General features: G+C 42.8%; 17 protein-coding genes and 1 pseudogene. 16 read left to right on the top strand and 2 right to left on the bottom strand.

Features of this window, described 5'->3' with window-relative positions:
* Positions 1–10: 10 nt before the first annotated feature.
* Complete coding sequence (locus Q4533_RS10660) at positions 11–1,132, top strand: beta-ketoacyl-ACP synthase III (RefSeq protein ID WP_303502714.1); 1,122 nt, start codon at positions 11–13, stop codon at positions 1,130–1,132.
* Positions 1,133–1,229: 97 nt separating this feature from the next.
* Here the strand turns inward: Q4533_RS10660 and Q4533_RS10655 are convergent, their stop codons facing one another.
* Both Q4533_RS10655 and cysZ read right to left on the bottom strand, forming a co-directional pair.
* Positions 1,230–3,626 carry a carbohydrate binding family 9 domain-containing protein gene (locus Q4533_RS10655; protein ID WP_102532111.1) on the bottom strand — a complete coding sequence of 799 codons (2,397 nt, stop codon included), beginning with the start codon at positions 3,624–3,626 and terminating at the stop codon, positions 1,230–1,232.
* A gap of 342 nt (positions 3,627–3,968) precedes the next feature.
* Complete coding sequence (gene cysZ, locus Q4533_RS10650) at positions 3,969–4,733, bottom strand: sulfate transporter CysZ (protein ID WP_076540003.1); 765 nt, start codon at positions 4,731–4,733, stop codon at positions 3,969–3,971.
* A 204-nt stretch (positions 4,734–4,937) separates the two neighbouring features.
* Between cysZ and Q4533_RS10645 the strand changes: the two genes are divergently transcribed.
* The 15 genes and pseudogenes from Q4533_RS10645 (at position 4,938) to Q4533_RS10575 (ending at position 26,587) form a co-directional block, all read left to right on the top strand.
* The gene (locus Q4533_RS10645) at positions 4,938–8,363 is read left to right on the top strand and encodes a chromosome segregation protein SMC (protein WP_303502713.1); all 3,426 of its coding nucleotides are present in this window, start codon (positions 4,938–4,940) and stop codon (positions 8,361–8,363) included.
* A gap of 29 nt (positions 8,364–8,392) precedes the next feature.
* Complete coding sequence (zipA, locus tag Q4533_RS10640) at positions 8,393–9,457, top strand: cell division protein ZipA (RefSeq protein ID WP_303502712.1); 1,065 nt, start codon at positions 8,393–8,395, stop codon at positions 9,455–9,457.
* Between the two features lie 65 nt (positions 9,458–9,522).
* Positions 9,523–11,529 carry an NAD-dependent DNA ligase LigA gene (gene ligA, locus Q4533_RS10635; protein WP_303502711.1) on the top strand — a complete coding sequence of 669 codons (2,007 nt, stop codon included), beginning with the start codon at positions 9,523–9,525 and terminating at the stop codon, positions 11,527–11,529.
* A gap of 149 nt (positions 11,530–11,678) precedes the next feature.
* Positions 11,679–12,131, top strand: a pseudogene (locus tag Q4533_RS10630) (DUF2919 domain-containing protein); the annotation flags it as partial.
* Between the two features lie 282 nt (positions 12,132–12,413).
* On the top strand, positions 12,414–13,619 hold the full coding sequence (locus Q4533_RS10625; RefSeq protein WP_198589271.1) for an HD-GYP domain-containing protein: 1,206 nt from the start codon (positions 12,414–12,416) through the stop codon (positions 13,617–13,619).
* A gap of 30 nt (positions 13,620–13,649) precedes the next feature.
* Positions 13,650–14,471, top strand: a complete 822-nt coding sequence (locus tag Q4533_RS10620) for an SDR family oxidoreductase (RefSeq protein WP_303445933.1) — start codon at positions 13,650–13,652, stop codon at positions 14,469–14,471.
* 88 nt (positions 14,472–14,559) lie between these two features.
* The gene (locus Q4533_RS10615; protein ID WP_102440416.1) at positions 14,560–14,793 is read left to right on the top strand and encodes an RNA-binding S4 domain-containing protein; all 234 of its coding nucleotides are present in this window, start codon (positions 14,560–14,562) and stop codon (positions 14,791–14,793) included.
* Between the two features lie 10 nt (positions 14,794–14,803).
* Positions 14,804–15,196 carry a ribonuclease E inhibitor RraB gene (locus Q4533_RS10610; RefSeq protein WP_102440415.1) on the top strand — a complete coding sequence of 131 codons (393 nt, stop codon included), beginning with the start codon at positions 14,804–14,806 and terminating at the stop codon, positions 15,194–15,196.
* A 131-nt stretch (positions 15,197–15,327) separates the two neighbouring features.
* Positions 15,328–17,313 carry an NERD domain-containing protein kinase family protein gene (locus Q4533_RS10605; RefSeq protein WP_102476078.1) on the top strand — a complete coding sequence of 662 codons (1,986 nt, stop codon included), beginning with the start codon at positions 15,328–15,330 and terminating at the stop codon, positions 17,311–17,313.
* Between the two features lie 107 nt (positions 17,314–17,420).
* Positions 17,421–17,888 (top strand): N-acetyltransferase, encoded by a 468-nt coding sequence (locus tag Q4533_RS10600; RefSeq protein WP_102532116.1) that lies wholly within the window; start codon positions 17,421–17,423, stop codon positions 17,886–17,888.
* A 277-nt stretch (positions 17,889–18,165) separates the two neighbouring features.
* Positions 18,166–18,519, top strand: a complete 354-nt coding sequence (locus tag Q4533_RS10595; RefSeq protein ID WP_102440412.1) for a hypothetical protein — start codon at positions 18,166–18,168, stop codon at positions 18,517–18,519.
* Positions 18,520–19,063: 544 nt separating this feature from the next.
* Entirely contained in the window at positions 19,064–20,443 is a 1,380-nt protein-coding gene (locus Q4533_RS10590; protein WP_102440411.1) for a DASS family sodium-coupled anion symporter, read from the top strand.
* Between the two features lie 249 nt (positions 20,444–20,692).
* The gene (locus Q4533_RS10585) at positions 20,693–21,454 is read left to right on the top strand and encodes a TSUP family transporter (protein ID WP_102440410.1); all 762 of its coding nucleotides are present in this window, start codon (positions 20,693–20,695) and stop codon (positions 21,452–21,454) included.
* A 76-nt stretch (positions 21,455–21,530) separates the two neighbouring features.
* Complete coding sequence (gene sbcD / locus Q4533_RS10580; protein WP_303502710.1) at positions 21,531–22,790, top strand: exonuclease subunit SbcD; 1,260 nt, start codon at positions 21,531–21,533, stop codon at positions 22,788–22,790.
* The gene (locus Q4533_RS10575) at positions 22,790–26,587 is read left to right on the top strand and encodes an AAA family ATPase (protein ID WP_303502709.1); all 3,798 of its coding nucleotides are present in this window, start codon (positions 22,790–22,792) and stop codon (positions 26,585–26,587) included. The genes sbcD and Q4533_RS10575 overlap by 1 nt, the downstream gene beginning before the upstream one ends.
* Positions 26,588–26,680: the final 93 nt, after the last annotated feature.

Below are 26,680 nucleotides of genomic sequence, written 5' to 3'. Positions count from 1 at the left end.
CAGATATAATATGAACAAAGTGGTGATTTCAGGAAGTGGACTTTACACCCCACCCCATAGCATTAGTAATGAAGAGCTAGTAACAAGCCTTAATCGTTACGTCGACCAATATAACAGCCAGCATGCTAGCTTAATCGCGAATGGTGAATTAAACGCATTAGCCCACTCATCGGCTGAATTTATCGAAAAAGCCTCAGGAATTAAGCAGCGTTATGTGATGGTCAAAGAGGGCATTTTAGAGCCTGACATCATGATGCCTTTGATAAAAGATCGCCCAAGTACCGAATTATCTATGCAGGCTGAAATGGGTATCGCGGCGGCGAATAAAGCCTTAGAACAGGCTAAACTGCTCGCCAGTGACATTGACTTAGTGATTGTTGCCTGTGCTTATACTCAGCGCTCATACCCTGCAATTGCTATCGAAATTCAGCAAGCCATGGGCACAAAGGGCTTTGCCTACGACATGTTGGTGGCGTGTTCGTCAGCTACATTTGCCATAGTCAATGCGATCAATGCCGTGCAGTCAGGTACAGCATCTAGGGTATTGGTGATTAATCCTGAAATATGTTCGCCGCAGGTTAATTATCGCGATCGCGATAGCCACTTTATTTTTGGCGATGTCGCAACCGCAGTTGTGGTTGAAAAAGCGAACAATGCTCAGACTGAGTTTGCTTTTAATGTGCTGTCGAGCAAATGCGTTACTGATTACTCTAATAATATCCGCAGTAATTTTGGCCATATGAATCGCTGTGATCCGCTCAATGCTAACAGCAGTGATAAGTTGTTTCATCAACAAGGGCGCAAGGTATTTAAAGAGTTGTTGCCAATGATTTATCAGCATTTAGACAAGCAACTCGAACAAGAGCAGATACAAGCTAATGAATTTAAACGCTTGTGGTTACATCAAGCCAATATCAATATGAATCAGTTTGTGGTGCGTAAACTGCTTGGTGACAATGTGGATGCAGCGCAGGCACCAGTGGTATTAGATGAATACGCAAACACGGCTTCAGCGGGCTCGATTATTGCTTTTAATAAATATAATCACGACTTTAAAACTGGTGATTTAGGTCTGCTTTGCTCGTTTGGAGCAGGCTACTCTGTTGGCAGTATTATTTTAGAGAAGACTTAATTTTAACTGTGTGTACTTTCAACTAAATCAAAAAGACTGCCAAGGCAGTCTTTTTGATCATCAATGGGTAAAATCTTAAACAACTAACGACTAATAACTACAGTAACCAGGCATAACTTACTTTCATAAAGTAGGTTTTATCTTTTTGGGTTAATGAATCGATTTCATCGGTAGCAACCAAGCCGTCGGAATAACCCAGATAAAATACACTTTGTGGATTTAGCTTATAGCCATATAAAATTTCATTGCCTAAATTCTGACTTTGCTTATTCGGCGATTGGTATTGATATAAACTTGGATCGCGCTCAATATCGGTATAGACACTGCTTAAACGTAAAAAACTATTTAAGCTGATTTGCCAATTGAGACGTAAATCAGTCAGGTTAGCGGTAAACAAAGTACCTTCATCAACATCAAGGGTTTGGTAGCGATGATTCACATCTAAGATGATTGACTCAGTCACCTTCCACTCCACCGCTGGGTTAAACATAGTCACAGTAGCCGCACGGTCGTTGGCGTAATCAATATCATCACCGTAGTTCATATCAATTTCTAATTTCAGTGACTGTATCGGGGTAAAGTTGGCGTACAACCAATTGAAATTAATATCGTACATGGTGGCATTGCCATCAATGGCCAGTGATGAGCCATCATGGCGTCTACCTACGCGGTCTTTGTGAACAAAACCGGTTGAGATGTAACTTTGTAAGCCGCCGTTAAACTCAATATACACCTCAGCTTCTTGTTCAATTTTTTCATTATTTTGATTGTGGGTAATGTCCCAATCGCCGCCAAATACCACTTTGTTGAAAAAGTTTTCCATTGGGTACCAAACATAATTACCGCCGACGACAAACTTACTGGCATCAATTCGGTCAATAAAACCTAAGTCAGCTCTAAAGTCTTCACCAATGGATTCATAACGGCTAAAGGCGCGCCAGTTACGACGAATATGGTCGTAGCTTACCCGGTACATACTGTCGGAAAAGTTATCTTGCTTGTTAGTGCGTAGCACGCGTTCATTGTATTCACAATTACCCAACTCACAGCTTTGTGGCGGTGCGCTGCAATCCTCGCCTTGGCAAAACTGTTGAAACAAATCATCAGGATATTGCGTGTCTGAAAATACATATTGCCCGGTAAAAGTATCTTGCTCAGTGGGCTGATACTTGATATCAACACTGGCAACATAGTTATGGTAATTCTCTGAGGTTTTAGCGGTAACCAGACCACCAAAAGATAGCTTCTTGTTGGGATCAAAGCGGTACCTTGCTGCAAGGTTATAGCTTTCTTCGTTAATGGTGGCGATATCTGAGCTTAAGTTACCCGGGATTAAAAACTGGGTATTTTCGTCATTAGCCGCCAACACAGCTAAAGTGTGATCATCAGTTTTACTGGTAAGCTTTACCCCATAGTCAGGTGAGGCAATATTACGAGTGTGTAATAGGCTTAATTGGGTATCGAAATAATCTTTATTATCTAAAAAGAAAGCACGTTTTTCAGGGTAAAATAACGCAAAAGTATTGTTAACATCTAGCTGACCAGAATCGGCTTCTACTTGGGAAAAGTCAGGATTAATGGTGGCATTTAATAACGTTGTAGGGGTGATGCCCCAACGTAAATCGAGCCCAGCTTCAACATGATTATCATCTTCCCAAGGCTGGTTAGGATTAAGATTACGTTGATTATTACTGGTTGCCACCACTGATGGCGTAATTTGAATATCTTTACCTTGCTTAGCGCCTTCAAGGCCTGTTGCGGTGCCGAGTTGGCATAATTGACATGACACATTACGATCAATTTTATGGCTTGATATACGATGGGTTTCATTTCTTGGGTAAAAGCGAATTAATTCAATGCCCCAAGTTTGCAGGTCTTTATTGTCATCAAAGTTAAATAGTCTTAATGGTAGCTCTAGTTCAACTTGATAACCTTGGGCTGTGATCTGACCACTAGCATACCAAATACCGTCCCAGGCATCACTTTCTTCACCTGTTAACTCATTTTCAATAGAGTCATTTTGAACCCCATAAGGGTTGATAAAAAACTGATAGGCAAGGCGGGCATTATTAAAGGTGTCGAGCTTAATACCCACTTGATCATCACCCCATGAGCTATCGCGGTCACGTAAATTACTGCGGATCTGTTCAGGGTTTGGGTCATTAGCCAAAAAGGCAACAAACAAACTGGTTTCTGTGGCAAATATTTTCGCTTCAGTGCTAACGGGGGCGGCAATGTTTTCACCCGGTGAGGTTTCATATTTAAGCTGCATAGTGGCAGCTTGTTGCCACTGTGGCTCATTCAACTCGCCATCGATTTCTACAGCCTCGGATAAGGTTGGAATGGCGATATTAAATTGACTTGCATCACCAGCGATAACAGAAGCAGGGAGCAGAAAAGTGCTAAAAAACACGCTTAAAATAGCTGCGCTTCTAATGGTGGAATTTGATAGAAACAAAGGTGTTGTCAGGTATTTTTTCACAATACTTCTCATGATGAATCTGTAACTTATTGTTAGTTTGCGAGATTGTCGCAGAAAGTCATACTAAAGTCGTTAATTTTATGTGATTAAAATGTTTTTAGTTGTTACTTGCGTTTGAGGGCTTGGAATTAACAATTGATAAATATTTACTTGTTAAAAACTAGGATGACGCATGCTCAATAGGCCGCTTCCTAACGTTAGCCTCATATGCATACTTAAAGGCAACAGCAAATAATCAAAGTATTAGTCACAAACCTCAGTAAGAGACAGATATGCAATAAAAAGCCTCAACAAAATGTCGAGGCCTCTTGATATCAATACCGCAGAATCAACAACGATATTCTCATTGCGAAACTATTCAGGTGCTATTTCTGGATGCTTATAAGCATCACGGTATTTATCAACCCACATGGCGGTGGCGCCGCAAATAGCTACTGGCATGACGATAAAGTTCACTATCGGGATCATTGAAAACAGCGTTACTGTGGCGCCAAAGGTGTAGCTGGTGCCTTTAGTTTGATTGAGGGCAAACTTCATATCCTCAAACGGCACTTTATGGTTATCGAATGGGAAGTCGCAATACTGAATTGCCATCATCCATGCACTGAATAAAAACCATAAAACGGGGGCGGCGGTTTGGCCAACAACAGGCACGATAAATAACACTAGAAACAGTAATGCTCTAGGCAGGTAGTATTTTAATTTAGTCCACTCTCGGCCCATTATTCGTGGCAAATCTTTAATTAAATCTACCGTTGTGCCAGAGTTAAGTGACTTACCCGTTAGGTGCATCTCAACTTTTTCAGCCAGCAGGCCATTAAAGGGCGCAGCTATCCAGTTCATCACTGAGCTAAAGATAAAAGACATCACCACTAATAAGCTCACAACCGCCAGTGGCCACAGGAAAAAATTTAACCATGTGAGGTATTCGGGGATTTGGCCGTTCATCCAAGCAAACATTTCATCTAATTTACCAATGGCAAAATAAATGACCGTTGAGAATAAAACTAAGTTAACCATTAATGGAATGAAGACAAAGGTTCGTAGCCCCGGTTGTTTTATGAGCTTAAACCCATCCATAAAATAATTAACACCACTTTTCATTGGTTTAATTGGCATCGATTACATCCTTGAAAAAACTAGTTATGATGATTGTGGTGATGCATTGAGCGGAAAACAAGCCTTAAAGTGTGTTTAAGTCATAAAAATCGTTACAAAATGCAGCGCGATTGGTAAAGTTGTACTTTATCCGTCTTACGCAGACGAGATGATTATTCATCGACGCTTCTTAATCAATCTCACTGGAACAACTTCACAAGCACAATGCGATTAAAACAAATAAAACTTGCTGGCTTTAAGTCGTTCGTTGACTCCACCAAAATTCCCTTCAACCAACCTTTAACGGCCATTATAGGCCCCAATGGATGTGGTAAATCCAATGTCATTGATGCCGTGCGCTGGGTGCTAGGCGAAAGCTCTGCTAAGCATTTGCGTGGCGACTCGATGATGGATGTGATTTTTAATGGCTCTAGCGCCAGAAAACCCGTGTCAGTTGCCAGCATTGAGTTGAGCTTTGAAAATCTCGATGGTCGATTAGCAGGCCAATATGCCAGTTATCAAGAAATATCGGTAAAAAGACAAGTCAGTCGCGATGGTGACTCAAATTACTTTTTGAATGGTCAAAAGTGTCGCCGTAAAGATATTACCGATTTATTTATGGGCACAGGTTTGGGCCCACGAAGTTATGCCATTATCGAGCAGGGGACGATTTCGCGTCTTATTGAATCTAAACCCCAAGAACTGCGGGTTTTTATTGAAGAAGCAGCAGGCATTTCCCGTTATAAAGAACGCCGCCGTGAAACTGAAAACCGTATTCGTCATACCCGTGAAAACTTGGAGCGATTGGGCGATATTCGCTTAGAGCTCGGTAGCCAAATCGACAAGCTTGAACAACAAGCGCAGGCCGCCAAGCAATATCGTGAGTTTAAGCAACAAGAACGTGACTTACATGCGCAATTGTTGGTGATGCGCTATCAAGAGCTTAAAAACCAAAGCGACAATATTGCCCAAGAGATTTTACAACTTGAAGTTAATTTAGCTGCTGCCAATGCTGATGGTGAAACCACTGAATTAACCCTTACTCAGCTTAAAACCCAAATTGCAGAATTAACCGCTGCTGAGCAACAGCTGGTGGCCGAGTATTATCAAGCAGGCACAGAAATCGCTAAGCTTGAACAACAGCTTAAACATCAACAGCTACAAGATAATCAGCTGGAAAAACAATTAGCAGATCTCATTTCGCAGCAGCAAGTTGCTAGTAATGCGTTGCAAACCTTGATGCTGCAAGAGCAACAATTAACGGCGCAGTTAGCTGAGGGCAAACCTGAACTTGTTGCAGCAGAACAAGCGCTGGGCGTTATTGATGCTCAGCTGCAAGATGTTGAGCAAAAAGCGGCAGACTTACAGCAGCATTTATCGGTGTTATCTGATGGCGCGGCGAATGCCAAAATGGCAGCGGCACTAACCCAGAGCAAATTGCAGCATCAACAACAAATGCTGTCGCAGCAACAAAAGCAGTTAATCGAACTTAGTGCTGAGCAGCAGCGAAATACTGAGTCTGACTCACAAGCTGAATTAACCGCACTTGACCTCAAGTTAACCGCCCTTAAAGAGCAACTTGAATTAGAAGATGAAATCAAGCATCAACTCACTGATGAACTTGAAGATAAGCAACAACAGCTAGCTCAGGCAAGTGAAGATTATCAGCAGCAAAAACAGCAGTTATCGTCACTAAGCGCCAGAAGTGAGCTGATTGAGCAATGGCTAACCAGCAATGACGATGATCAGCAAGCTTTATGGCAAACCATTGAGGTAACGCCAGGCTGGGAAAAGGCTGTTGATGTATTACTGCAAGGCATTTTAGCCACCAAAGTGATTGATGCTGGTGGTGCAATTGGCCCATCAGTGAGTGGTTTTATTGCCACAGGTGAGGTGAGCGCGCTGAATCACCAAATTAGCGCTGCGGTTAATTTATCCCCTTGGCTTCACCATGTAAGCTGGTGCGCCAGTGTTGATGAGGCAAAAGCGCAGCTTAAGCAGTTAAGCTCAGATGGCATTATTGCCACCCAAGATGGTTATTTAGTGGGTCATGGCTTTGTCTTTAAAAAGGCCGACTCTAAGCAATCACAGCTGGCACTTAAAAATGAGTACCAGCAATTACAAATACAAATTAGCCAATTAAATGAGCAATTGTTGAAGTTGCAGCAGCAAGTGAGCTTACAAACTCAGCAAGTTGGCGATGCTCACGCGCAATTGAGTCAATCTCAACTTAAACATCACCAGTTGCAATTAGATTGCAGTAAGCTTGATGCTCAGAGCCACAGTTTGGTGCTGCAGCAACAAGACAGATTACGCCGACAAAAAAGCCTTGATGAACAAGTGGCTCAGCTGCAAGGACAAATTGGCGCAGGTCAACAAGCGATAGAGCGATTAACTGCCGAGCTTGAGTTATCCCAGCAAACGCATCAACAGCAGTTGGCAACCCAGCAGCAAGTAAATCAAGATTGGCAAACTGCCAGTCAGCAGCTACGAGATTATAAAGCTAACCGCAGTCAGCAAGAGCGTGATAGCAATAGTTGCCGGCAAAAAATGCAACAATTGCACACTCAAGTAGCAGTATTACAAGCCAATATTAGCCAGCAAACCCAGCAGAGCGAGTCCACCACAGCGCAAATCAAGCAGCTGCGGGAATCTTCGCAGCAAACTAATGCCAGTTTAGGTGAGCAGCAATTACAACAGCTGCAAACACAATTAAACGCGCAACTCGACATTCAGCAAGCTAAACAACAATTACTGAATTCAAATCGTACACAGCAGGCAGAGTTACAAACTCGGCTCGATAGTGCGGTATTGATTCAAAAACAACAGCTTGGTGCACTGCAAAACTTGACTCAGTCTCTCAGCGGGTTAAAGTTACGTCGTGAAGGATTAAAAGGTCAGGCCGATGGCCAATTTCAGTTACTTGAAGAACAACAGATAAAGATTCAAGATGTGATAGCGCATATTCCTGAAACAGCTAAAGTCATTGTATGGCAGCGAAACCTTGATAAAGTAAGAGCTCAAATCAGTCATTTAGGGGCCATTAACCTCGCGGCAATCGAAGAGTTTGAGCAGCAAAGTGAACGTAAGTCTTATTTAGATAATCAAGATAATGATTTAAATAAAGGCTTAGCCACACTTGAAGAGGCCATTCGTAAAATCGATAAGGAAACTCGCACTCGATTTAAAACCACTTATGATGCGGTCAATGCGGACTTATCAAAGTTATTCCCTAAGGTTTTTGGCGGTGGTAAAGCCTATTTAGCCTTAACGGATGATGATTTACTTGAAACGGGTGTGACCATTATGGCGCAACCACCCGGCAAGAAGAATAGTACTATTCACCTTCTTAGTGGTGGAGAAAAAGCCTTAACCGCTTTATCATTAGTATTTGCCATATTTAGACTAAATCCAGCACCATTTTGTATGCTTGATGAAGTTGATGCACCCTTAGATGATGCCAACGTTGAGCGTTTTTGCCGCTTATTAAAAGAGATGTCACAGAGTGTGCAGTTTGTTTATATTAGCCATAATAAAATCACCATGGAAATGGCTGATCAATTAATAGGTGTCACTATGCATGAACCGGGCGTTTCACGTATAGTCGCAGTCGATATCGAAGAAGCGGTGGCACTTGCCGACGCTGAATAAATAGAATAAATAGGATTACAGGGTCACCAATGGAAGATTTTCAACTGGTTTTGTCAATACTAGGCGCAATAGCGATTATCGCAGTATTGGTACATGGGTTTTGGTCTATTCGTAAACAACAACCTAAAACGTTAAAAGACAACCCAATGACGGGGTTTTATAAAGGCCAAGCAGAGCAGCGTGACTCACAGGGGTTTGACGCTGATGGTATTGGTGAAGTGAGACGGGTTAAAGCTGACGAGGTCTCAGTTGAGCCTGTTATGAGACAGTCGAAGGTTAGCCCACATTTAAAGCCTAATGTAAGCAGCAGTCAACTTGATAGTGCAGAGCTAGAAATTACTGCAGCGGGTTCAAAAAAGGGCATCGGCCTACAAAACCAATCAGCAGTGAATGTGCAAGCGCCAAGTTACCATCCGGGTAGAAAAGATCCCGTAATGACTACCGCTGCCAAAGAACCAGAGCATATACCAACCCAGCAAGCGCTGTTTGGTGAAGAGTTTAATGATGACTCTAATGAACCGTTTATTGACGACCCTATTGAAAAAGCCTCAGTAACCAAAGCTGAATCTAATGTGAGCTCTGCAAGTGTTCATTCGCCAGAACATCAAACCTTAGCACAAGAGCCGCTCACTCCTGTTGTCGAAACTGCGCCAAAGGCTGAGCCAGTAGAAGAGCCACTTGGCGAGCCGCAAGATGTATTAGTACTGCATGTGGTTGCCCGTGACGATGAACAATTACAAGGCGCCGAGCTATTACCTTGTTTGTTATCGCTTAACTTTAAATTCGGCGATATGGATATTTTCCATCGTCATCAAGATAATGCCGGTAATGGAAAAGTGCTATTCTCCATGGCTAACATGTTAAAGCCTGGGGTATTTGACCCTGACAATATGGAACAGTTTGCCACTCAAGGTGTGGTGTTATTTATGACATTGCCTTGCCATGGCGATGCGTTAAGAAATTTCTCAATTATGCTTAATTCAGCCCAGCAACTGGCTGATGACTTAGGCGCTGAAGTGTTAGACGACAAGCGTAACGCCTGGACTGATACTAATAAACAAGCATACTTAAGCCGAATTCGAGCCGTTTCTTAAATTTTATTATATTTTACAATGAGGCCGCACTTGCGGCCTTGTTTGCTTTTTAGATGAGTGATTTTATGCAAGACATTAAAACAGAAATACAGCAAATTAGCAGTGAACTACACCGTCATAATATTCTTTATTATGTGGATGATGCGCCGAGTATTCCTGATGCTGAGTATGACCGTTTAATGCAGCGCCTTATCGCGCTTGAAACGGCTCATCCTGAGTTGATTAGCATTGATTCTCCCACCCAAAGAGTTGGCGGCGCGCCACTGGCCAAGTTTGATCAAATTACCCATTTAAAGCCGATGCTCAGTTTAGATAATGCCTTTGAGCAAGCAGACTTTGAAGCCTTTAATAAACGTATTAGTGATAAAGTAGATACGGTCAGTTACTGCTGTGAGCCAAAGCTTGATGGTCTAGCGGTGAGTATTTTATATCGTAATGGCGTATTAGAGCGCGCAGCAACGCGAGGCGATGGCAGCGTAGGTGAAGACATCACAGATAATGTGCGCACCATTAACTCGATTCCGTTAAAGCTTCGGGGTGATGATTTCCCTGAACTGATGGAGGTGCGTGGGGAAGTGATCATGCCTAAAGCAGCATTTGATGCGCTTAATCAGCGTCAACAGGCCAAAGGCGAGAAGACTTTTGTTAACCCACGTAATGCCGCCGCTGGCAGTATTCGTCAATTAGACAGCAAAATCACCGCCACGCGCGCATTAGGCTTTTACGCTTATGCTCTAGGTGTGGTCGAAGGTGAAAGCTCGCCAATGGCACAGAGTCACTTTGGGCAGCTTACCCAATTAAGACAATGGGGCTTACCTATTAGTCAAGAAGTTAAAGTCTGTGACAGCTTACCTGAAGTGTTTGCTTACTATAGCGATATTATGACGCGCCGCAGCAGTTTATCTTACGAGATAGACGGAGTGGTAATTAAAGTAAATGATATTGCCAAACAAACAACCTTAGGCTTTGTCGCTAGAGCGCCGCGCTGGGCAATAGCCTATAAGTTTCCCGCGCAAGAAGAGATGACGCTACTTGAAGAGGTTGATTTTCAAGTTGGCCGCACCGGTGCGGTGACGCCGGTTGCGCGTTTAAAACCGGTGTTTGTTGGCGGTGTTACCGTATCAAATGCCACGCTTCACAATGCTGATGAAATTGCGCGTTTAGGCGTAAAAGTCGGCGATACGGTGATTATTCGCCGCGCGGGTGATGTTATCCCGCAAATTGTTGCCATTGTGGCTGAAAAGCGCCCTGATGATGCTAAAGAGATTACCTTCCCGACAGTATGCCCAGTGTGTGACAGTTTAGTCGAGCGGCTTGAAGGTGAAGCGGTAGCACGTTGCAGTGGTGGCTTATTTTGTGAAGCCCAGCGTAAAGAAGCCATTAAACATTTTGCCTCTCGCAAAGCATTAAACATCGATGGCATGGGCGACAAAGTGGTTGAGCAACTGATTGATAAAGAATTAGTACAAAGCCCTGCTGAGCTGTTTACCCTTACAGCATCGATGATCACCATGCTAGAACGTATGGCAATGAAGTCGGCGACTAAGCTGGTTGCCGCCATTGATGATGCCAAAACCACTACCTTATCAAGATTTATTTATGGCTTAGGTATTCGTGAAGTTGGTGAAGCCACCGCAGCCAACTTAGCCAGCCATTATAAAACCCTTGATGCCATTAAAGCGGCCAGCATTGATGAGTTAATTGAAGTGGATGATGTCGGCGTGATTGTTGCCAAACATATAGCGCATTTTTTTGCTCAGCCCCATAACCTTGAAGTGATTGATAAGTTAGTCGCTGCGGGTGTAAATTGGCCTGCTCTTGAAGCCGTTGATGAGTCAGCCTTAAGCCTTAAAGGCCAAACCTGGGTATTAACAGGTACCTTAACTCAGTTAAATCGCAACGATGCTAAAGCGCAGTTACAAGCGCTGGGGGCAAAAGTGGCCGGCAGTGTTTCTAAAAACACCGACTGTTTAGTCGCGGGGGAGGCTGCAGGTTCTAAGTTAACCAAAGCCCAAGACTTAGGCGTGAAAGTGATTGATGAACAAGGCTTATTAGATTTGCTAAGTCACTAATTATTAATTAATAAACACTAATCACTAACAATTAGTCGCTTTAAATAATCTTAAAAAGTAGCTACTGGCAATTTATTAATAGCATAAGTTAAGGCTTACCTAGCTTCGAACTAAGCAAGTAAGCCTTTACCTAATAAACTGGATACCCTGTGAATTTTAGCAATATCACTTGGCTTGATGACAAGGGCCATATAAAACCGCCGATATTTTTGTATTTAATGCTGATCTTTCTCGCCCGTGGTTGGTGTGTCTTTATTTCATCGTTAACCCAATTTAACGATCGCACTGGGCTCGTGAGACTATTTTATCCTGAAAAAAGCGATTTTTTACTGGCATTAGCGAGCGGGGTTGGTGCGGTAATTATTTATGGATTAGTGATTGCGGAGCGAAAACGCAGCCCACAGGTATTAAGGCCGCTATTTAATCAGATTAAGTACATTCTATGGCTACTACTGATTGTTGATGCTTTATTACTTAGCCAACGCCTGGTTCACGATCATTTTGTTTTCAAAGTCAGCTTTGCACTTGATGCATTATTTATCTTTTGGTCAGCTATTTATTTATTAAAATCAAAACGATTGCAGCATTATTTTAAAGATTGGCAAAATGAAGCCGATTATATGGCAGTAGAAGCTGAACTTGCCATGGCGAAAGAACAACAAGATGCTCAACTTTATGAGCCAGATGAACAGTCACAAGCCGCGCAGCATACTCAAAAGATTGTCGAGTCAGCCAAACATAATCGAGGCGTGTCTAATAAAGTTATTGCAACAGAAATAACCGACTCGATAAAGGTGAATAAGTAAAACATGTTAAGTCATAGTAGCTGACAGAAATAAAAACCAATACCAGCGGCTGCTATGGCGGTTAAAAAGGATCTTATCTTGGCTAAAGTAGTGGCTAAAACTGAGCCTATCAATATACCGTTATCACAACTGGTGGTCGGTATGACGGTAAAACTGCCGTTATCGTGGTTTAATAATCCGTTTTTTCGTAATAAAGTACTGATTAGCTCCCAAGCAGAAATTGAACTGATTAATAGCTTAGGCATTAACTATGTGACTGTGATTGACGGTCAGCATTTATTTGTTGAGCCCGTTATCAGTCAACCTGTGGTTGCTGCGGAAGTGGCCCCCGCGTTTGATATTAACGCCATAATCAAAAAGTCAGTAAATACAAGTCGAGTTCGCTTCAGTAAAGCCTGCAGTAATCTTCGCCCCGCATATAGTAAAGTCATTAGTGATCCGCCGGTATCACATCGAGAAGCAGTGACAGTCGTGGAGTTACTATTAACCCATTTACATGAAACCAAACAGCCACAAATTGGATTAGTTAACTGTGCTGATAAAGAAATAAACATGGCTCAGCATGGGATCTCGGTTGCTGTGTTATCCATTTTAATGGGGCACAGCCTTGAGTTAGCCCCTGCGCAAATGCGAGATCTTGCGTTAGGCTGTGTGTTTCATGATATTGGCAAATTAAAAATACCTGATGCCATACGTCGCAAACGCATTGATTTAACTAGTCACGAGCGAAACTATATAAAGACCCATCCCAATATCGGCTATGAAATGCTAGATAGAAGTGGTTTATTCCCTAAAGCCATGTTGGATATTGTGCTACATCATCATGAGTATATCGATGGTAGTGGTTACCCCAATAAACTCACCAAAAATCACATTCCTTTATTGACCCAAATCGTGATTCTAGCGAATGACTATACGGTATTGTTAGAAAGCACAGGCTCAGCACAATTGGCATTAGGCACCTTATTTAAAAGCCGTGCTGATAAACATGATAAAGCCTTGATTAGCATACTAGTGAAAACGTTAGGCGTTTTTCCTCCGGGCTCCATTGTTAAATTGTCCGATGGTAGTATCGCCAAGGTAATGATGACATCAACCGCATCTAAGCAGCCCCATGTAGTTAGTTGTTCAGCTCATGGTACTCAGGCCAGTTTTAGATGCTTAATTGATGAAGGGGTAACGATTGTTGAGACGGTAAAACTAGAAGATTTATCAAAAAAACTAGCTAACTTGCTAGAAGTTCACGCCCCTGTATGTTTTTATGTTTGCCATATTAATGATTAATTTTAGCGTTTTTTAACCCGTAGGATTTTCATGAACTGTATTGCAATTATCGGCTGTGGTTGGTTTGGCCTGCCATTAGCGACAAGATTAGTTAAACAAGGTTATCAGGTTAGCGGCACTAAGCGAACCCAAGCCGGTTGTGAGCAGTTATCCTCACTGGGTATTGATGCTTATAAGCTAGATTTAAGTGAGCAAAATATTGAAGCAACACAGCTTGATGGCTTACTTGAAGCCGATGCGTTAATCATTAATATTCCGCCGGGCCTGCGCCGAGGTGAAAGTCATTATCTTGAGCATATTCAAACCTTGGTCAACTTGATTGCACCGCGCCAATATCAGCGGGTGATTTTTATCAGTACCACAGGGGTTTATCCTGCTAAAAATCGCATAATGACCGAAGCGGATGCTGCGGCATATGATGATAAAAGTGCAATATTATTGGCTGCGGAGTCGTTAATTGCTGCAATGGATAATGCTTGTATCGTGCGCTTTGCAGGCTTAATTGGCCCTAAGCGCCATCCGGGTAAGTTTTTTGCTGGTAAAACCGATGTTAGCGGCGCAAATGTCGCGGTTAATTTGGTTCATCTTGATGATTGCATTCAGGCAATAGAGGCCATATTGGCGGCGACGAGCTCAGGGAAAAATGTGTCGAGCTATTACAATTTAACTGCGCCGAGTCATCCTACTCGCGTTGAGTTTTACCAAGCAGCGACTGCTGACTTGGGCTTAGCAGCGCCGCAATTTAATCAAACCCAATTAGCCAGTAAAGTAATAAATGGTAATTTGATTTGCCAACAGCTTAATTTCAACTATATTCATCCCGATCCGCTAAAAATGCTAGCAGCTTGTTAATTGATAACTCGTTAGCGGCGAGATGGTTGGTATTAAGCAGTGATCAGGTATAATGCAACCCATATTTATGATTAAAGGCCAAAATTGAATGAGCAGCCAAGTTGCACAATTCGCACTTTTGAGTGGCGATGAGTTTGTTGAGTTATATAAAGTATTAAAAGTACAAGGTTTAGTCGATGGTGGCGGTGCAGCTAAGCATGTCATCTCTGAAGGCTTAGTCACAGTAAACAACGAAGTTGACACACGTAAGCGTAAAAAGTGTGTCGTTGGTGATGTCATTGAATTTAATGGCGATAAAATTCAAATTGTTGCCACAGCATAAGGATACAAGCATGCAATTCCCTGATGATGACAATGGTAAAATGTTAGCCGCAATGGCTGAGTCTGGTATTGACTTAACTGTAGCACTTGATGTTGATTTCTTTTTGATTTTTGATGATCAACGCGATGCAGAATCAGCATTAGAAGCACTCGCAGCAATGGGCTCAAATGGTGAGTTAGAGCTTAACTTTAGCGAAGAAATCGAAAAGTGGGAGCTGATTGTTTGTTTAAACATGGTGCCAACTTATGATGACTTGGTGGCTAAAGAACTTGAGTTAAACACCTTTGCCCAAGAGTTTGACGGCATGACAGATGGATGGGGCGTAATGCAACATCAAGAAGGTGATGACGAGTTTGCTGATGATGAGCATCAATGTGACGACAACTGCTCACACACCCACTAGTTAGCCTGTTAAAATATTGAAAACAAAAACCACCAATTAGGTGGTTTTTTTGTGTCTTTATATTATAGGATGGAGCCATATGCAGTTAAGGGAAGTTAATATCCCGCAGTATTTATGGAGTCGCATTTTAAATGGCAAGACACATTAGCTTTGGTACCCCAGTCAATGATGCCGAACGTTGGGCATTTTCTCTTTTATCTGACGAACTTCCTGAAGATTATCTCCTTTTAACCAATGTAGAAATTCCTACTCATACTGGCCAAGCAATGGAGGTTGACGCCTTAGTTGTCGGTGAGTTTGGTGTGTATGTGGTTGACGTAAAAGGCTACATTGGTCGCTTAAACGCTGGTTTACATGCTTGGTCACTGGATGGTCGTCATGTGGACAATAGTTTATCAAAAGCCAATTATGTCGCCCGAGTATTAGCGGGTAAATTAAAGAACAAAATTCCTGTGGGCGTTTATGCTCCTTGGTGTCAGGGCATGGTGTTTGTTACAGGGCGTAAAGGCGAAGAAATTCTGGTTGAAAAAGATACCGGTAAACTGAGTATTTATACCCCTGCAAAAATCATCGCCGCGTTAACCAAAGAGTGGGGCTTAACGGCGCCGCATATTCATCCTGTGACCGACACTCAAAAAGAAATGGTATTAGACACCATAGGCCAGGTGGCACTGGTTGAGCAACGTAACAACAAAATTCAAGATTTCATTAAGCTCAAATGTTTATTCCTGCAGCAAGGCTTGGAAGTTTGGCAATCAGAATATAATCCGGGTGGCTGGACCGCGCCATGGCTGCTGAAAATACTGGTGACCAGTGAGTTTGACGACAGTATTGATGCCAATTATCACGAGCAAAAATTGCGTGATGAATTTAAACGGATTCAGTCACTTTCAGGTTGTAGCTGCGTGCCTTTTTGCGCGCCACTTATTCAAGATGGTGAACAGGTGGTCTTGCCCATCAGAATGCCCCGTGGTGTGCCACTGAATATTTTTGATATTGGACAGCAAACCACTTATCAGCTGTTAGAAATTCTGCGCCGCAGTGTCACCGGCTTACAGCAAATCCATCGCCGCGGTTACACCATAGGTGGCTGGGAAGATAATTGTATATTTATCTCAGATGACGCTGACGTTGAATTTATTGATATTAAAGATTCACTTAATACCAGTGAAGATATACAAGCTTATGCCACGGCCTTTTTAGAATTAGCTGAAAAAACCGTACAACCACGTATTTACCAATGGTATCGCGCTGCAGCCAAAGGCAGCACCATTGACCTTGACGCGATTCGTTGTGATTTATCTGCAGTTATCGATTTAGGTGTGTGTGACACTTTACCGCACAAAATCGTTATCGAGCAGGGCGCGGTGGTTGATCATCATTACCGCCTCGATCACTTTATTTCAGCAACGCCTCGCAGCCAGCTATGGCGGGCATTGCATTTACAAGGGAACTTCCCATGCTGCGTCAGTGTTTATCAAGATGTGGATAACCAATGGCACACCCTGAGTAACATGTATCGCAGCCTGGCTAAAATTTATCATCCACATGTTGAGCGTGTGCTGGCATTTGGGCAATTGCCACAGTCGGATGATTTATTCATTGCCAGAGATTGGGTACAAGGAGTCGCGCTAGATGAAGTGGCCACAATACAAGTGGGTCAACCCAGGTTGTGGTTTATTCAACTATTAACAGCACTACAATACTTGCACAGTTTAGATATTCACCATGGGGCCATTTGTCCTAAAAATATCATTTGCCGAGACGGTAAGGCTACCTTAGTAAACTTTGGTATAGGTTCTGATATAGCTGCCAGCCATTACGCTGCGCAGTATGCCGATCCGACTATGTGGTCTGTAGAAGGCGATGCTGAAAAAGATTTATATGGCTTGGTCGCAAGTGTTGTCGATGCGATTTCTCCAGAGTCGATTAAACAAGGCAGTGGCGCAGATGCCATGATTAACGCCTTAATGAGCTTTGATAAGCAGTGGCTTGGCGAAGGCTTTTTTGAGGCTTGCTTAAGTATTTTGAAATTTGAATTTCGTATCGTTCCTAACCGCAGTTATGCCGAGCAGTTAGGGCTCGATGAAGTTGAGTATCAAAACTCTGGCTTGTAGTTATCTTGATTTATAGCCCTTCAGGCTTATGTTAAGGATGTTTGCCCCAAAAGCCGGTACAAGCCGTATTGGCTTATATGATTCGAGGATAATGTAAGAGGGATCCCATGATTATTAAACGCATTACTGCTGAACGACTTGATGATGTTTTGCCTCTGTTTAGCCAATATATGCATTTTTACGGGGTTGAGCAAGCCGTGACTGAGTATGCTACCTATTTGCTGGAACGGTTAAATAATCAAGAAGCGTTTATTTTTGGGGCTTACACTGAAGCGGATAAAGCGATTGGTTTCGTGCTTAATTATCAAAGTTTTTCATCCACAGAGCTAGGTAAAGTATTAGTGTTAAATGATCTATTTGTTGAGCCAGACTATCGAAATCAAGGCGCCGCTAATTTACTTATCCGATGCTCTATTGAATTGGCTCGCGGTATTCAAGCCGTAAGGGTTGATTTAAGCACCGCGAAAGTGAATTTTCCTGCTCAATCTGTCTATGAGAAAATTGGCTTTGTAAAAGATAGCCGCTTTTTTTCGTATAGCTTGTCGGTTAAAGATCATCCTTTGCTAAATGAATAGGCACAAGTGATGTGTAGCTTAGCGTGACTTTATAATTTTCTTGTTGGTTACTTTAACTAGAACGGCACTTCTTGGCTGATAAACTCGAAAAATACAGCGCCCCTATAAAGCCCATTTAAGCGGCCTATTTGAAGGGTGAATCATCGCCAGTATTCTTATACTACACTTGAGTCATGCAAATTAGCTTGTGGTAGGGTCATATCCTTCATATGGGATTTATTCAATTGCTGTAAGTTGATTAAAATAGCTATAACTTACGATATTGAGGTAACACCTGATGAGCTCTTTTAAAAAAACACTACTCGTTTCAACTTTGAGCATCGCCGCGCTGACAGGTATGGCGCATGCAAGTGATCTATCATGCACTGTTGCTGGTGGTGATGATATCACCATGGCTAATATTGATATTTTACGTTCAAATGAACCTGTGGTTAACATTGATGGCTATAAATCGCCGATCTTAAGTAATATTTATCGCATCGATGCAGTTGATGGCCAGGACATCAGCGAAACACCCACTTACCTTTTATACAATCATTACCCGCTAGCTGATCATAAGTTATATGCCAAGGTTCAAGTGCACGGTGAAGAGGCCGTTACTGGTTACTGCATTGTGACGGGTGAAATCTAAGCTCGCGTTATTGCATCGTATAATCGCATAACGACTAATACTCAGTAAGGCGGATGTGCCTTACTGAGTTTTTATTTTACTTTTTAAACGCCCCTATTGAGCATTCCTGCTGCTAAAGGATCTTTTTTGCTAAGCTAGTTTTACTATTAATAGCCCGTCACCCATCACCCATCACCCATCACTATTTTATCATTTCTCTAAGCGGCATTTAAAACCACTTATGGTTATTACAGATCACGAAACGCTAATTAATTTTGTCTTATTACAAGTTTATCCTGGGCCAGCTAGATCTATGTCACATTATTTAAACGCTAATAAACATTCAGTTTGAGAGTACTAAATGGCGAATTCCGTCAATTTGAAACTTAATAACCACAATACATCTAGTGTTACTATTGTTGCGCGTCACAACAGTGGCTGGTAATGGGATTCATCTCACGCCGCGCAGGCTTGACTATGTAATCAAGCAACCAAAAACAATGCTTTATCTTACCTATTACTCTGTTTACATTGTTGTCATTAAAAAATAAGGGAGAACGCTTTAATGGAAAACTGCCCAACAAAGTCGACGACAACCAAAAACAATAAAACTGACTTCATCATCTTGTTTGGCAACATTGCCTTGTTTGCCTTGCTATATCATTTATTACCCTTTGAACAAGGGGTCAATACCGGTCTATCGCTACTTATTTTTGCAGCTATTCTATGGTTAACCGAAGCGATTCATATCAGTATTACCGCCATTTTAATTCCGATATTAGCGGTGTTTTTGGGGGTGTTTGATACTTCCACCGCCATGAGTAATTTTGCTAACCCGATTATCTTCTTATTCTTTGGTGGTTTTGTGTTGGCGGCGGCGCTAAATCATCAGGGCATTGACCGCTTAATTGCGCAAAAGGTGTTGCTGCTGTCTCAAGGTAAGTTGAGTATTGCTTGTATGTTACTGTTTTTAGTGACCGCAGTGCTGTCGATGTGGATCAGTAATACGGCAACAGCCGCAATGATGCTGCCACTAGCCTTGGGTATTTTGCATCAACTGGATTTTAAACAGTACCGTAAAACCTATTTGTTCGTGCTACTGGGAATCGCGTATTCTGCCAACATTGGTGGAATTGGTACCCTAGTGGGCAGTCCGCCTAATGCCATTGCTGCGGCACAAGTGGGCTTAAGCTTTAGTGATTGGCTCGAGTTTGGTTTAATCACTGTGGCTATTATGTTACCAAGCATGTTAATCGCGCTTTATCTATTTTTAAAACCTGATTTATCGACTGTGTGTGAGATAAAAACAGAAAATGTAAAAATGACCGTTAGTGCAAAATTAACCCTGATTATATTTTTAGCTACAGTTTGTGGTTGGATATTCAGTAAACCATTAGCCCAAGCACTTGGTGGGATCAGTAAGTTTGATACCATTGTTGCTTTAGGTGCGGTAGTTGTGCTTGCCAGCCTTAAATTAGTGGACTGGAAAAAAATCGAATCGACCACGGACTGGGGAGTACTTATCCTGTTCGGCGGTGGCCTCACGTTAAGTGCAGTGTTAAAAGCCACAGGCACCAGTGTGTTTTTAGCCCACTTTGTGACAGATATTTTTGGCGATGCCCACATGGCGCTATTTATGATTGCAGTGATTACCTTTGTGGTGTTATTAACTGAGTTTGCCAGTAACACGGCTAGCGCCGCATTGCTGGTGCCAGTTTTTGCTGCAATTGCTGAGCCCTTAGGTTTATCGCCAGTGATGATTTCAGTGGTGATTGGTATTGCAGCTTCTTGCGCCTTTATGTTGCCTGTCGCCACGCCGCCTAATGCCATTGTCTTTGGCTCAGGTTATATCAAGCAATCTGAAATGATGCGTGCAGGTATGATTATTAACTTCATAAGTATGTTGGTGCTGTTTTTAATCACCAACTTGTTCTGGGGCTTTTAATTGCACTGTTAATCGCAGTTAAAAAGCGCAATCACTTTACTCACTAATAAAAAGGTAACTTAGGTTACCTTTTTGCGTTTTTTAGCCGATATCTGTCAACAATTATTAAATGTTCACAGGCTCTGTGTTATTAAAAATAGCGACGTAAACGTTTGGATAAACTAAGGCACAATCTAATGCAGATAGCTTTTGAATTTTGCCATTAAAGCAGGTCTAATAGCGTATTATTTTGATTTATAGACCTATCTAATGTTCGAGTTAACCCTACAAATTGCTGTTATATTATTTTTCGTCGCCATATTGGCGGGTTTTATTGATGCCATTGCCGGTGGTGGCGGTTTACTCACTATTCCTGCATTGATGTGGGCGGGTTTACCGCCAGCTGCGGCTTTAGGTACTAATAAGCTGCAAGCTTGTGGCGGCAGCTTTTTTGCTAGCTTGTACTTTATTCGCAAAGGCATGGTTGACTTAAAACAAGCACGCTTATCCATTGTGTGCGCGTTTATTGGCGCTGCAGTGGGCACCATTATTGTACAAATGATTGATGTCACCGTATTAGAACTGGTATTACCATTTCTTATCCTCGCCATTGGCTGTTATTTTTTGTTTTCTAAAAAAATCTCAGAAGAAGATAAACAACAAGTGCTGACACCTGCCATGTTTGCTTTTACTGCCGCTCTTGGGGTGGGGTTTTATGATGGATTTTTTGGACCCGGAACCGGCAGTTTCTTTGCTTTAGCCTTTGTGTCACTGGCAGGTTACGGACTGGCTAAAGCCACCGCCCATGCCAAAGTGCTTAACTTTGCTACTAATGTGTCATCGTTAATCTTTTTTATGATTGGCGGCCAAGTGGCGGTTTTATTAGGGCTTATTATGTTAGTCGGGCAAGCTATCGGCGCAACTTTTGGCTCACGCTTAGTGATGACCAAAGGGGTAAAAATTATTAAACCGCTGGTGATCACCATGGCATTTTTAATGAGCTTTAAATTATTGTGGGCGCAGTACGGGTAAGTGACTTATACCTCCAGACTAATTAAGCGTTTTATGACAGATTTCAATAACAACACATCGAACAGAAAAGGTTTTCATGCGCATTATTCACACATCTGATTGGCACCTTGGTCAAAACTTTTACGGTAAAAGTCGCGCTGTTGAGCACAAGGCATTTTTGCAGTGGTTGTTAGCACAAATTAGCCAGCATCAGGTTGATGCACTGATTGTCGCTGGCGATATTTTTGATACTGGCACGCCGCCAAGTTATGCCCGCAGTTTGTACAATCAATTTATTGTCGATATTCAAGCAACAAATTGTAAGCTTATCGTTCTTGGTGGTAATCACGACTCTGTTGCTACCTTAGGTGAGTCAAAGCAGTTGCTGGCGTGCTTAAATGCCACGGTTATCCCAGGTGCACTTGATAACGCAGCTGAGCATGTGTTGTTAGTGGCTGATAGTCATGATCACCCCTGCGCGATTGTATGTGCGCTACCGTATTTACGCCCTAGAGATATAGTATTAAGTGAGTCGGGTGAGTCCAGTGAAGATAAACAGCGAAAGTTAGCTAATGAAATCGCCGATTTATATCAGCGCTGTTTTGCTCATGCCCAAGCAATTAATAACCAGCAAACTACGCCATTACCCATTATTGCCACAGGGCATTTAACCACAGTGGGTGCCAGCACCAGTGAGTCGGTGCGAGACATTTACATTGGTAGCCTTGATGCATTTAATGCCAACTTGTTTCCTGCAGCGGATTACATTGCACTAGGCCACATTCATCGACCGCAAAAAATCGCCAAAACAGAGCATATTCGCTATAGCGGCTCGCCAATCAGTTTAAGTTTTGATGAACTTAACAGTCAAAAAAGTGTGTATTTGGTTGAGTTTGATAAGGCTAAATTAGCCGAGGTCAGTGCCCTTGAAGTGCCCAAGTTTCAAGCCATGGCAAGTGTAAAAGGCAGCTTGGCCGAAATCGCATCCCAGCTTGAAACCTTAGTTGAGCAAGGCTGCGATCAAGTCACTTGGCTGAGTATCGAAGTGGCCGAGCAAGACTTTTTAACCGACTTACAAAGCCGAATAGCCGAATTGACCGACGCCTTACCTGTAGAAGTACTGCAACTTAAGCGTGCTCGTAGCCAGCGCCAACAGCAAATTCAGCAAATGGATAATGAAACCTTAACTGAATTAAGCGTCACAGAAGTGTTTGAGCGCCGTTTAGCCCAAGAAGACTTTTCAGAACCCGAGCAGCAACAGCGACTTGAACGGGTAAAACAACAGTTTGATATTATCCTTGATGAAATGAATGAGCAGCTTAATGGCACAGCGCAACATGTTGAGGAGGCAAAATAATGAAAATCCTTAGCCTGCGTTTTAAAAATATTAACTCATTAAAAAATGAGTGGAAAATTGATTTTACCCAGTCGCCATTTAAAGAAAACGGCCTGTTTGCCATTATTGGCCCTACAGGCTCGGGTAAAACAACCATTTTAGATGCTATCTGCTTAGCGCTGTATCATCAGACCCCGCGCTTAGGGGTAATTTCAAAAACCACCAATGAGCTCATGACTCGTGGCACCAGCGATTGTCTGGCCGAGGTTGAGTTTGAAGTGAAAGGTAAGGCGTATCGCGCCTTTTGGAGCCAACGACGCTCCCGTGGTCAAGTTGATGGCAATTTACAAGATGCCCAAGTTGAGTTAGCGCAACTTGAAGATGGTAAAATTCTTGCCAGCCAAATTAAGCATAAAACCGAATTAACCGAAGCCATTACCGGATTAGATTTCGCGCGATTTACTAAATCGATGATGTTATCCCAAGGTCATTTTGCCGCCTTTTTAAATGCCAAAGCTAATGAACGGGCTGAGTTACTTGAAGAGCTTACCGGCACAGAAATATACGGGCTTATCTCGGAGCAAGTACATCAAAAATTTAGCCAATCAAAGCAGGAGCTTGCCTTGCTTGAAGCTAAATCAAACAGCGTTGAATTACTAGATGATGACAGTATTAGCCTTAAACAAATAGAGCAAACTCAGTTAATTGAGCAAGCCGATTTATGCCAGCAACAACTGCAGCAACTGCAGCTGCAAGTCACGTGGGCTAAGCAGCTTGAGCAAGCAACTGAGCGACATCTTGCCAGTGAGCAACAATTACAACTAGCGCAGACTGAACTTAAAGCCCAGCAAGCGAGTTTAGCTAAGTTAGCTGCCAGTGAGCCAGCTGAAAGCTTAATTCCGTTATTTGAAGGCATGAGCAAACTTGAAAACAGCCATGCACAGTTGCAAAAGCAGTTACAGCAGCGCAATACTGAGCTTGAACAGGCCAGCGCACAATTAAGTCAAATCGCCACTGAGCAACAGTTGCAGTCTCAGCACTTTAGTTTAGCTAAGCAGCAACATACGGATTTAGTGACGCTAATTGATACTCAGGTGCAGCCACTTGATAATCAAATTGAGCAAGTGAGCTTTAAACATGCTCAGCAGTTACAGTCTCAGCAGCAACAAACCCAGCTGCTAGAGCAATTACAGCAAAAGCAGCAGGCCATCGGCGGACAAATTCAAACCGTTACGGCATTACAAGCCCAGCAGCAGCAAGTCATCAACCAATATCCCCAGGGCAAGTTGATCCAAACTCGCCTTGGTGTGTGGCAGCAGCAATATGCTAACTACGCCGAGCAAGTGACTCAGCAAACTAAGTTGACGCAACAAATTGCCCGTTTTCAGCAACAGCAAATTCAGCTCCAACAGCAGCAAAGCACACTGACAGCGCAAGTAACCAGTGAGCAACAGTTACTTGGACAATATCAACTCAGCCGCCAACAAGCCCAGCTGCAATTACAGACCTTGTTAGCCGGTGATGAAGAAGCACTCATTGAGCAGCAATATAATGACATAGTGACTCAGCAGCCAAAGCGCAGTCAGCTTGAACACTTGTCGACTCGTTACAGTGAATTGCAATTAGATCTTAATCAACATCGCCAGCAAAACGCGCAAACCCAACACGATATTGAGTTAAAGCAAGCTGAGTTAACCCAAATACGAGCCTTGTGGACAGATAAAAATCAGCAATTAAAAGACTTAACAAGCTTGCTAAAACAAGAGCAACATATTGCTGATTTAACCCAGCATCGGGCTAAGTTAGTAGAAGGTGAGCCATGCGCCTTATGTGGCTCGTTGGATCACCCTTTAGTGAGTGAATATCAAGCGGTTGATTTGTCGCAAACAGAGCTGCGCCATCAACAAACTAGCGCGCAATTAGATAAGATTAAAACCCAAGGCGAGCAAGCTAAATTGGCATTGCAAACCTTGCAGTTACAATATGAGTCAGCCTCACAAGCGGTGGCTAAGCTAACGGCGCAGAGTCAGCAATTACAACAGGACTGGCAGCAAACTTGTCAGCAACTTGGAATTGCATTTGCTATTGATGATAGCCAGCTGAGTGATTATGTAGCGCAAATGGCGCAGTTGCAGCAAAACTTATCCCAGCGATTAGCCGATATCAGGCAGGCTAAAACTCACCTGCAACAACAAAACGATCAGTACCAGCAAGCGAATAACGCCGCTGAGCAACAACAGCACCAATTAAGCTTATTAGCCCAAGAGCATACAAGCTGCAACAATGGCTTACAGGACGCTGAGCTGCAGCTTATTGAGGTGAATAAAACCCTTAATAACCTAGTGACTGAATTAAGCGATTCAATTGCGCAAACCGCAGAGTCTATGCCAGATATGGCTGGGTTTAAAGCGTGGTTAAGCGCCCTTGAACAACAAATAATGCAGTGGCAGCAAGCAAGCGATCAGCAACTTGAAGCACAGCAGCAATTACAATTATTGCAGCAGCAACAGCAAACCCAGGCGAGTCAACTAGAAGAGGCGTTGCAGCAATCACAGTCGCAGCAAGCGCAATTAACTGAAGTTGCAGCTGAGTTAGCCAAGTTGACGAGCCAAAGGCAGCAGCTATTTGCCGATAAGCAAACATTAACTGAAAAGCAGGCTAGCCAAGCCATGCTTGAGCAAGCAGAAAGCCAGTTAACAGCGCTACAAAGCCAATTGAATCAATATCAGCAGCAGCAAGATAATGTTAAGGCGCATATTGAAGCCGTTAATAAACAAATTGCAGTGGCATTGACTGAGTTAACCGCGGCAACCGAGCAGTGGCAGCAGCAATTAAGCCAAAGCCCATTTGCCAGCCAAGCGGAATTTGAGCAAGCCATTATTCCTCAGGCTGAGCGTGAGCAGTTAATTAACTTGCAGCAGCAACTTAATGAGCAGCAGTTAAAAGCGCGCACCTTGGTAGAACAAGCCAAGCAGCAATTAACAGCGTTAATGACCCAAGCAGAGCAATTTGGTTATGAGCAGCTAACGACTGAAAAGCAGCAACAAGGCTCAGACAAAGTCTTACTTCAAGGGGCTGATCTAGATTCAGAGCTAAAGTCAGAGCAAGAATCTGCACAAGGCTATTTAGCACAGGTCAGTTTGCAGCATCAACAAGTCGAGACCCAGTTAGGTGAGATAAAACAAACCTTATGGCAAGTGAACCATTTACTGGATGACGATAAACAAAAGCGCCTAAGTCAGCAGCAAATGCTGTTAGAGCTTAACCAAGCCAAACAAGCTTATGATGATATCGCCTATTTACACTCACTCATCGGTTCGCAAAAAGGCGATAAATTCAGAAAGTTTGCCCAAGGGCTGACATTAGATCATCTGGTTACTTTGGCTAATCGGCAGCTGGATAGGCTTCAAGGACGCTATTTGCTTGAGCGCAAACAATCGGTAGATCTAGAGCTGCAAGTATTGGATACCTGGCAAGGCGATGCAATTCGAGATACTCGCACCTTATCAGGTGGTGAAAGCTTTTTAGTCAGTTTGGCATTAGCGTTAGCGTTATCGGATTTAGTCAGTCATAAAACCAGTATCGACTCGTTATTTTTGGATGAGGGCTTTGGCACCTTAGACAGTCAAACCTTAGATACCGCCCTTGATGCGCTAGATAACCTTAATGCTTCAGGCAAAATGATTGGTGTGATCAGCCACATTGAAGCGATGAAAGAGCGCATTGGGGTGCAAATTAAAGTGCATAAAATGAATGGACTTGGAGTCAGTAAGTTGCAGAGTGAATATAAAGTTAATAGCGATGTCGAATTGGCTTAAGTTTGTCTCTAAAGCTTATCGCTCAGACTCGCGGCTAGGCTAACAACTAAACCGTCACTTGAGGTTAATGCAGCCTCATTATTTGCTTTGGGG

Source organism: Shewanella sp. 6_MG-2023 (assembly GCF_030547195.1).
Classification (GTDB): Bacteria; Pseudomonadota; Gammaproteobacteria; order Enterobacterales; family Shewanellaceae; genus Shewanella.
Note: the sequence above shows the minus strand (reverse complement) of the source record. Positions and strands in the feature narration are given on the sequence as shown.

What these genes read in the sequence shown, in the direction of transcription:
- Q4533_RS10660 (WP_303502714.1), top strand. Translation starts at nt 11, where the DNA reads ATGAACAAAGTGGTGATTTCAGGAAGTGGACTTTACACCCCACCCCAT.
- Q4533_RS10655 (WP_102532111.1), bottom strand. Translation starts at nt 3,626, where the DNA reads ATGAGAAGTATTGTGAAAAAATACCTGACAACACCTTTGTTTCTATCA.
- cysZ (WP_076540003.1), bottom strand. Translation starts at nt 4,733, where the DNA reads ATGCCAATTAAACCAATGAAAAGTGGTGTTAATTATTTTATGGATGGG.
- Q4533_RS10645 (WP_303502713.1), top strand. Translation starts at nt 4,938, where the DNA reads ATGCGATTAAAACAAATAAAACTTGCTGGCTTTAAGTCGTTCGTTGAC.
- zipA (WP_303502712.1), top strand. Translation starts at nt 8,393, where the DNA reads ATGGAAGATTTTCAACTGGTTTTGTCAATACTAGGCGCAATAGCGATT.
- ligA (WP_303502711.1), top strand. Translation starts at nt 9,523, where the DNA reads ATGCAAGACATTAAAACAGAAATACAGCAAATTAGCAGTGAACTACAC.
- Q4533_RS10620 (WP_303445933.1), top strand. Translation starts at nt 13,650, where the DNA reads ATGAACTGTATTGCAATTATCGGCTGTGGTTGGTTTGGCCTGCCATTA.
- Q4533_RS10615 (WP_102440416.1), top strand. Translation starts at nt 14,560, where the DNA reads ATGAGCAGCCAAGTTGCACAATTCGCACTTTTGAGTGGCGATGAGTTT.
- Q4533_RS10610 (WP_102440415.1), top strand. Translation starts at nt 14,804, where the DNA reads ATGCAATTCCCTGATGATGACAATGGTAAAATGTTAGCCGCAATGGCT.
- Q4533_RS10605 (WP_102476078.1), top strand. Translation starts at nt 15,328, where the DNA reads ATGGCAAGACACATTAGCTTTGGTACCCCAGTCAATGATGCCGAACGT.
- Q4533_RS10600 (WP_102532116.1), top strand. Translation starts at nt 17,421, where the DNA reads ATGATTATTAAACGCATTACTGCTGAACGACTTGATGATGTTTTGCCT.
- Q4533_RS10595 (WP_102440412.1), top strand. Translation starts at nt 18,166, where the DNA reads ATGAGCTCTTTTAAAAAAACACTACTCGTTTCAACTTTGAGCATCGCC.
- Q4533_RS10590 (WP_102440411.1), top strand. Translation starts at nt 19,064, where the DNA reads ATGGAAAACTGCCCAACAAAGTCGACGACAACCAAAAACAATAAAACT.
- Q4533_RS10585 (WP_102440410.1), top strand. Translation starts at nt 20,693, where the DNA reads ATGTTCGAGTTAACCCTACAAATTGCTGTTATATTATTTTTCGTCGCC.
- sbcD (WP_303502710.1), top strand. Translation starts at nt 21,531, where the DNA reads ATGCGCATTATTCACACATCTGATTGGCACCTTGGTCAAAACTTTTAC.
- Q4533_RS10575 (WP_303502709.1), top strand. Translation starts at nt 22,790, where the DNA reads ATGAAAATCCTTAGCCTGCGTTTTAAAAATATTAACTCATTAAAAAAT.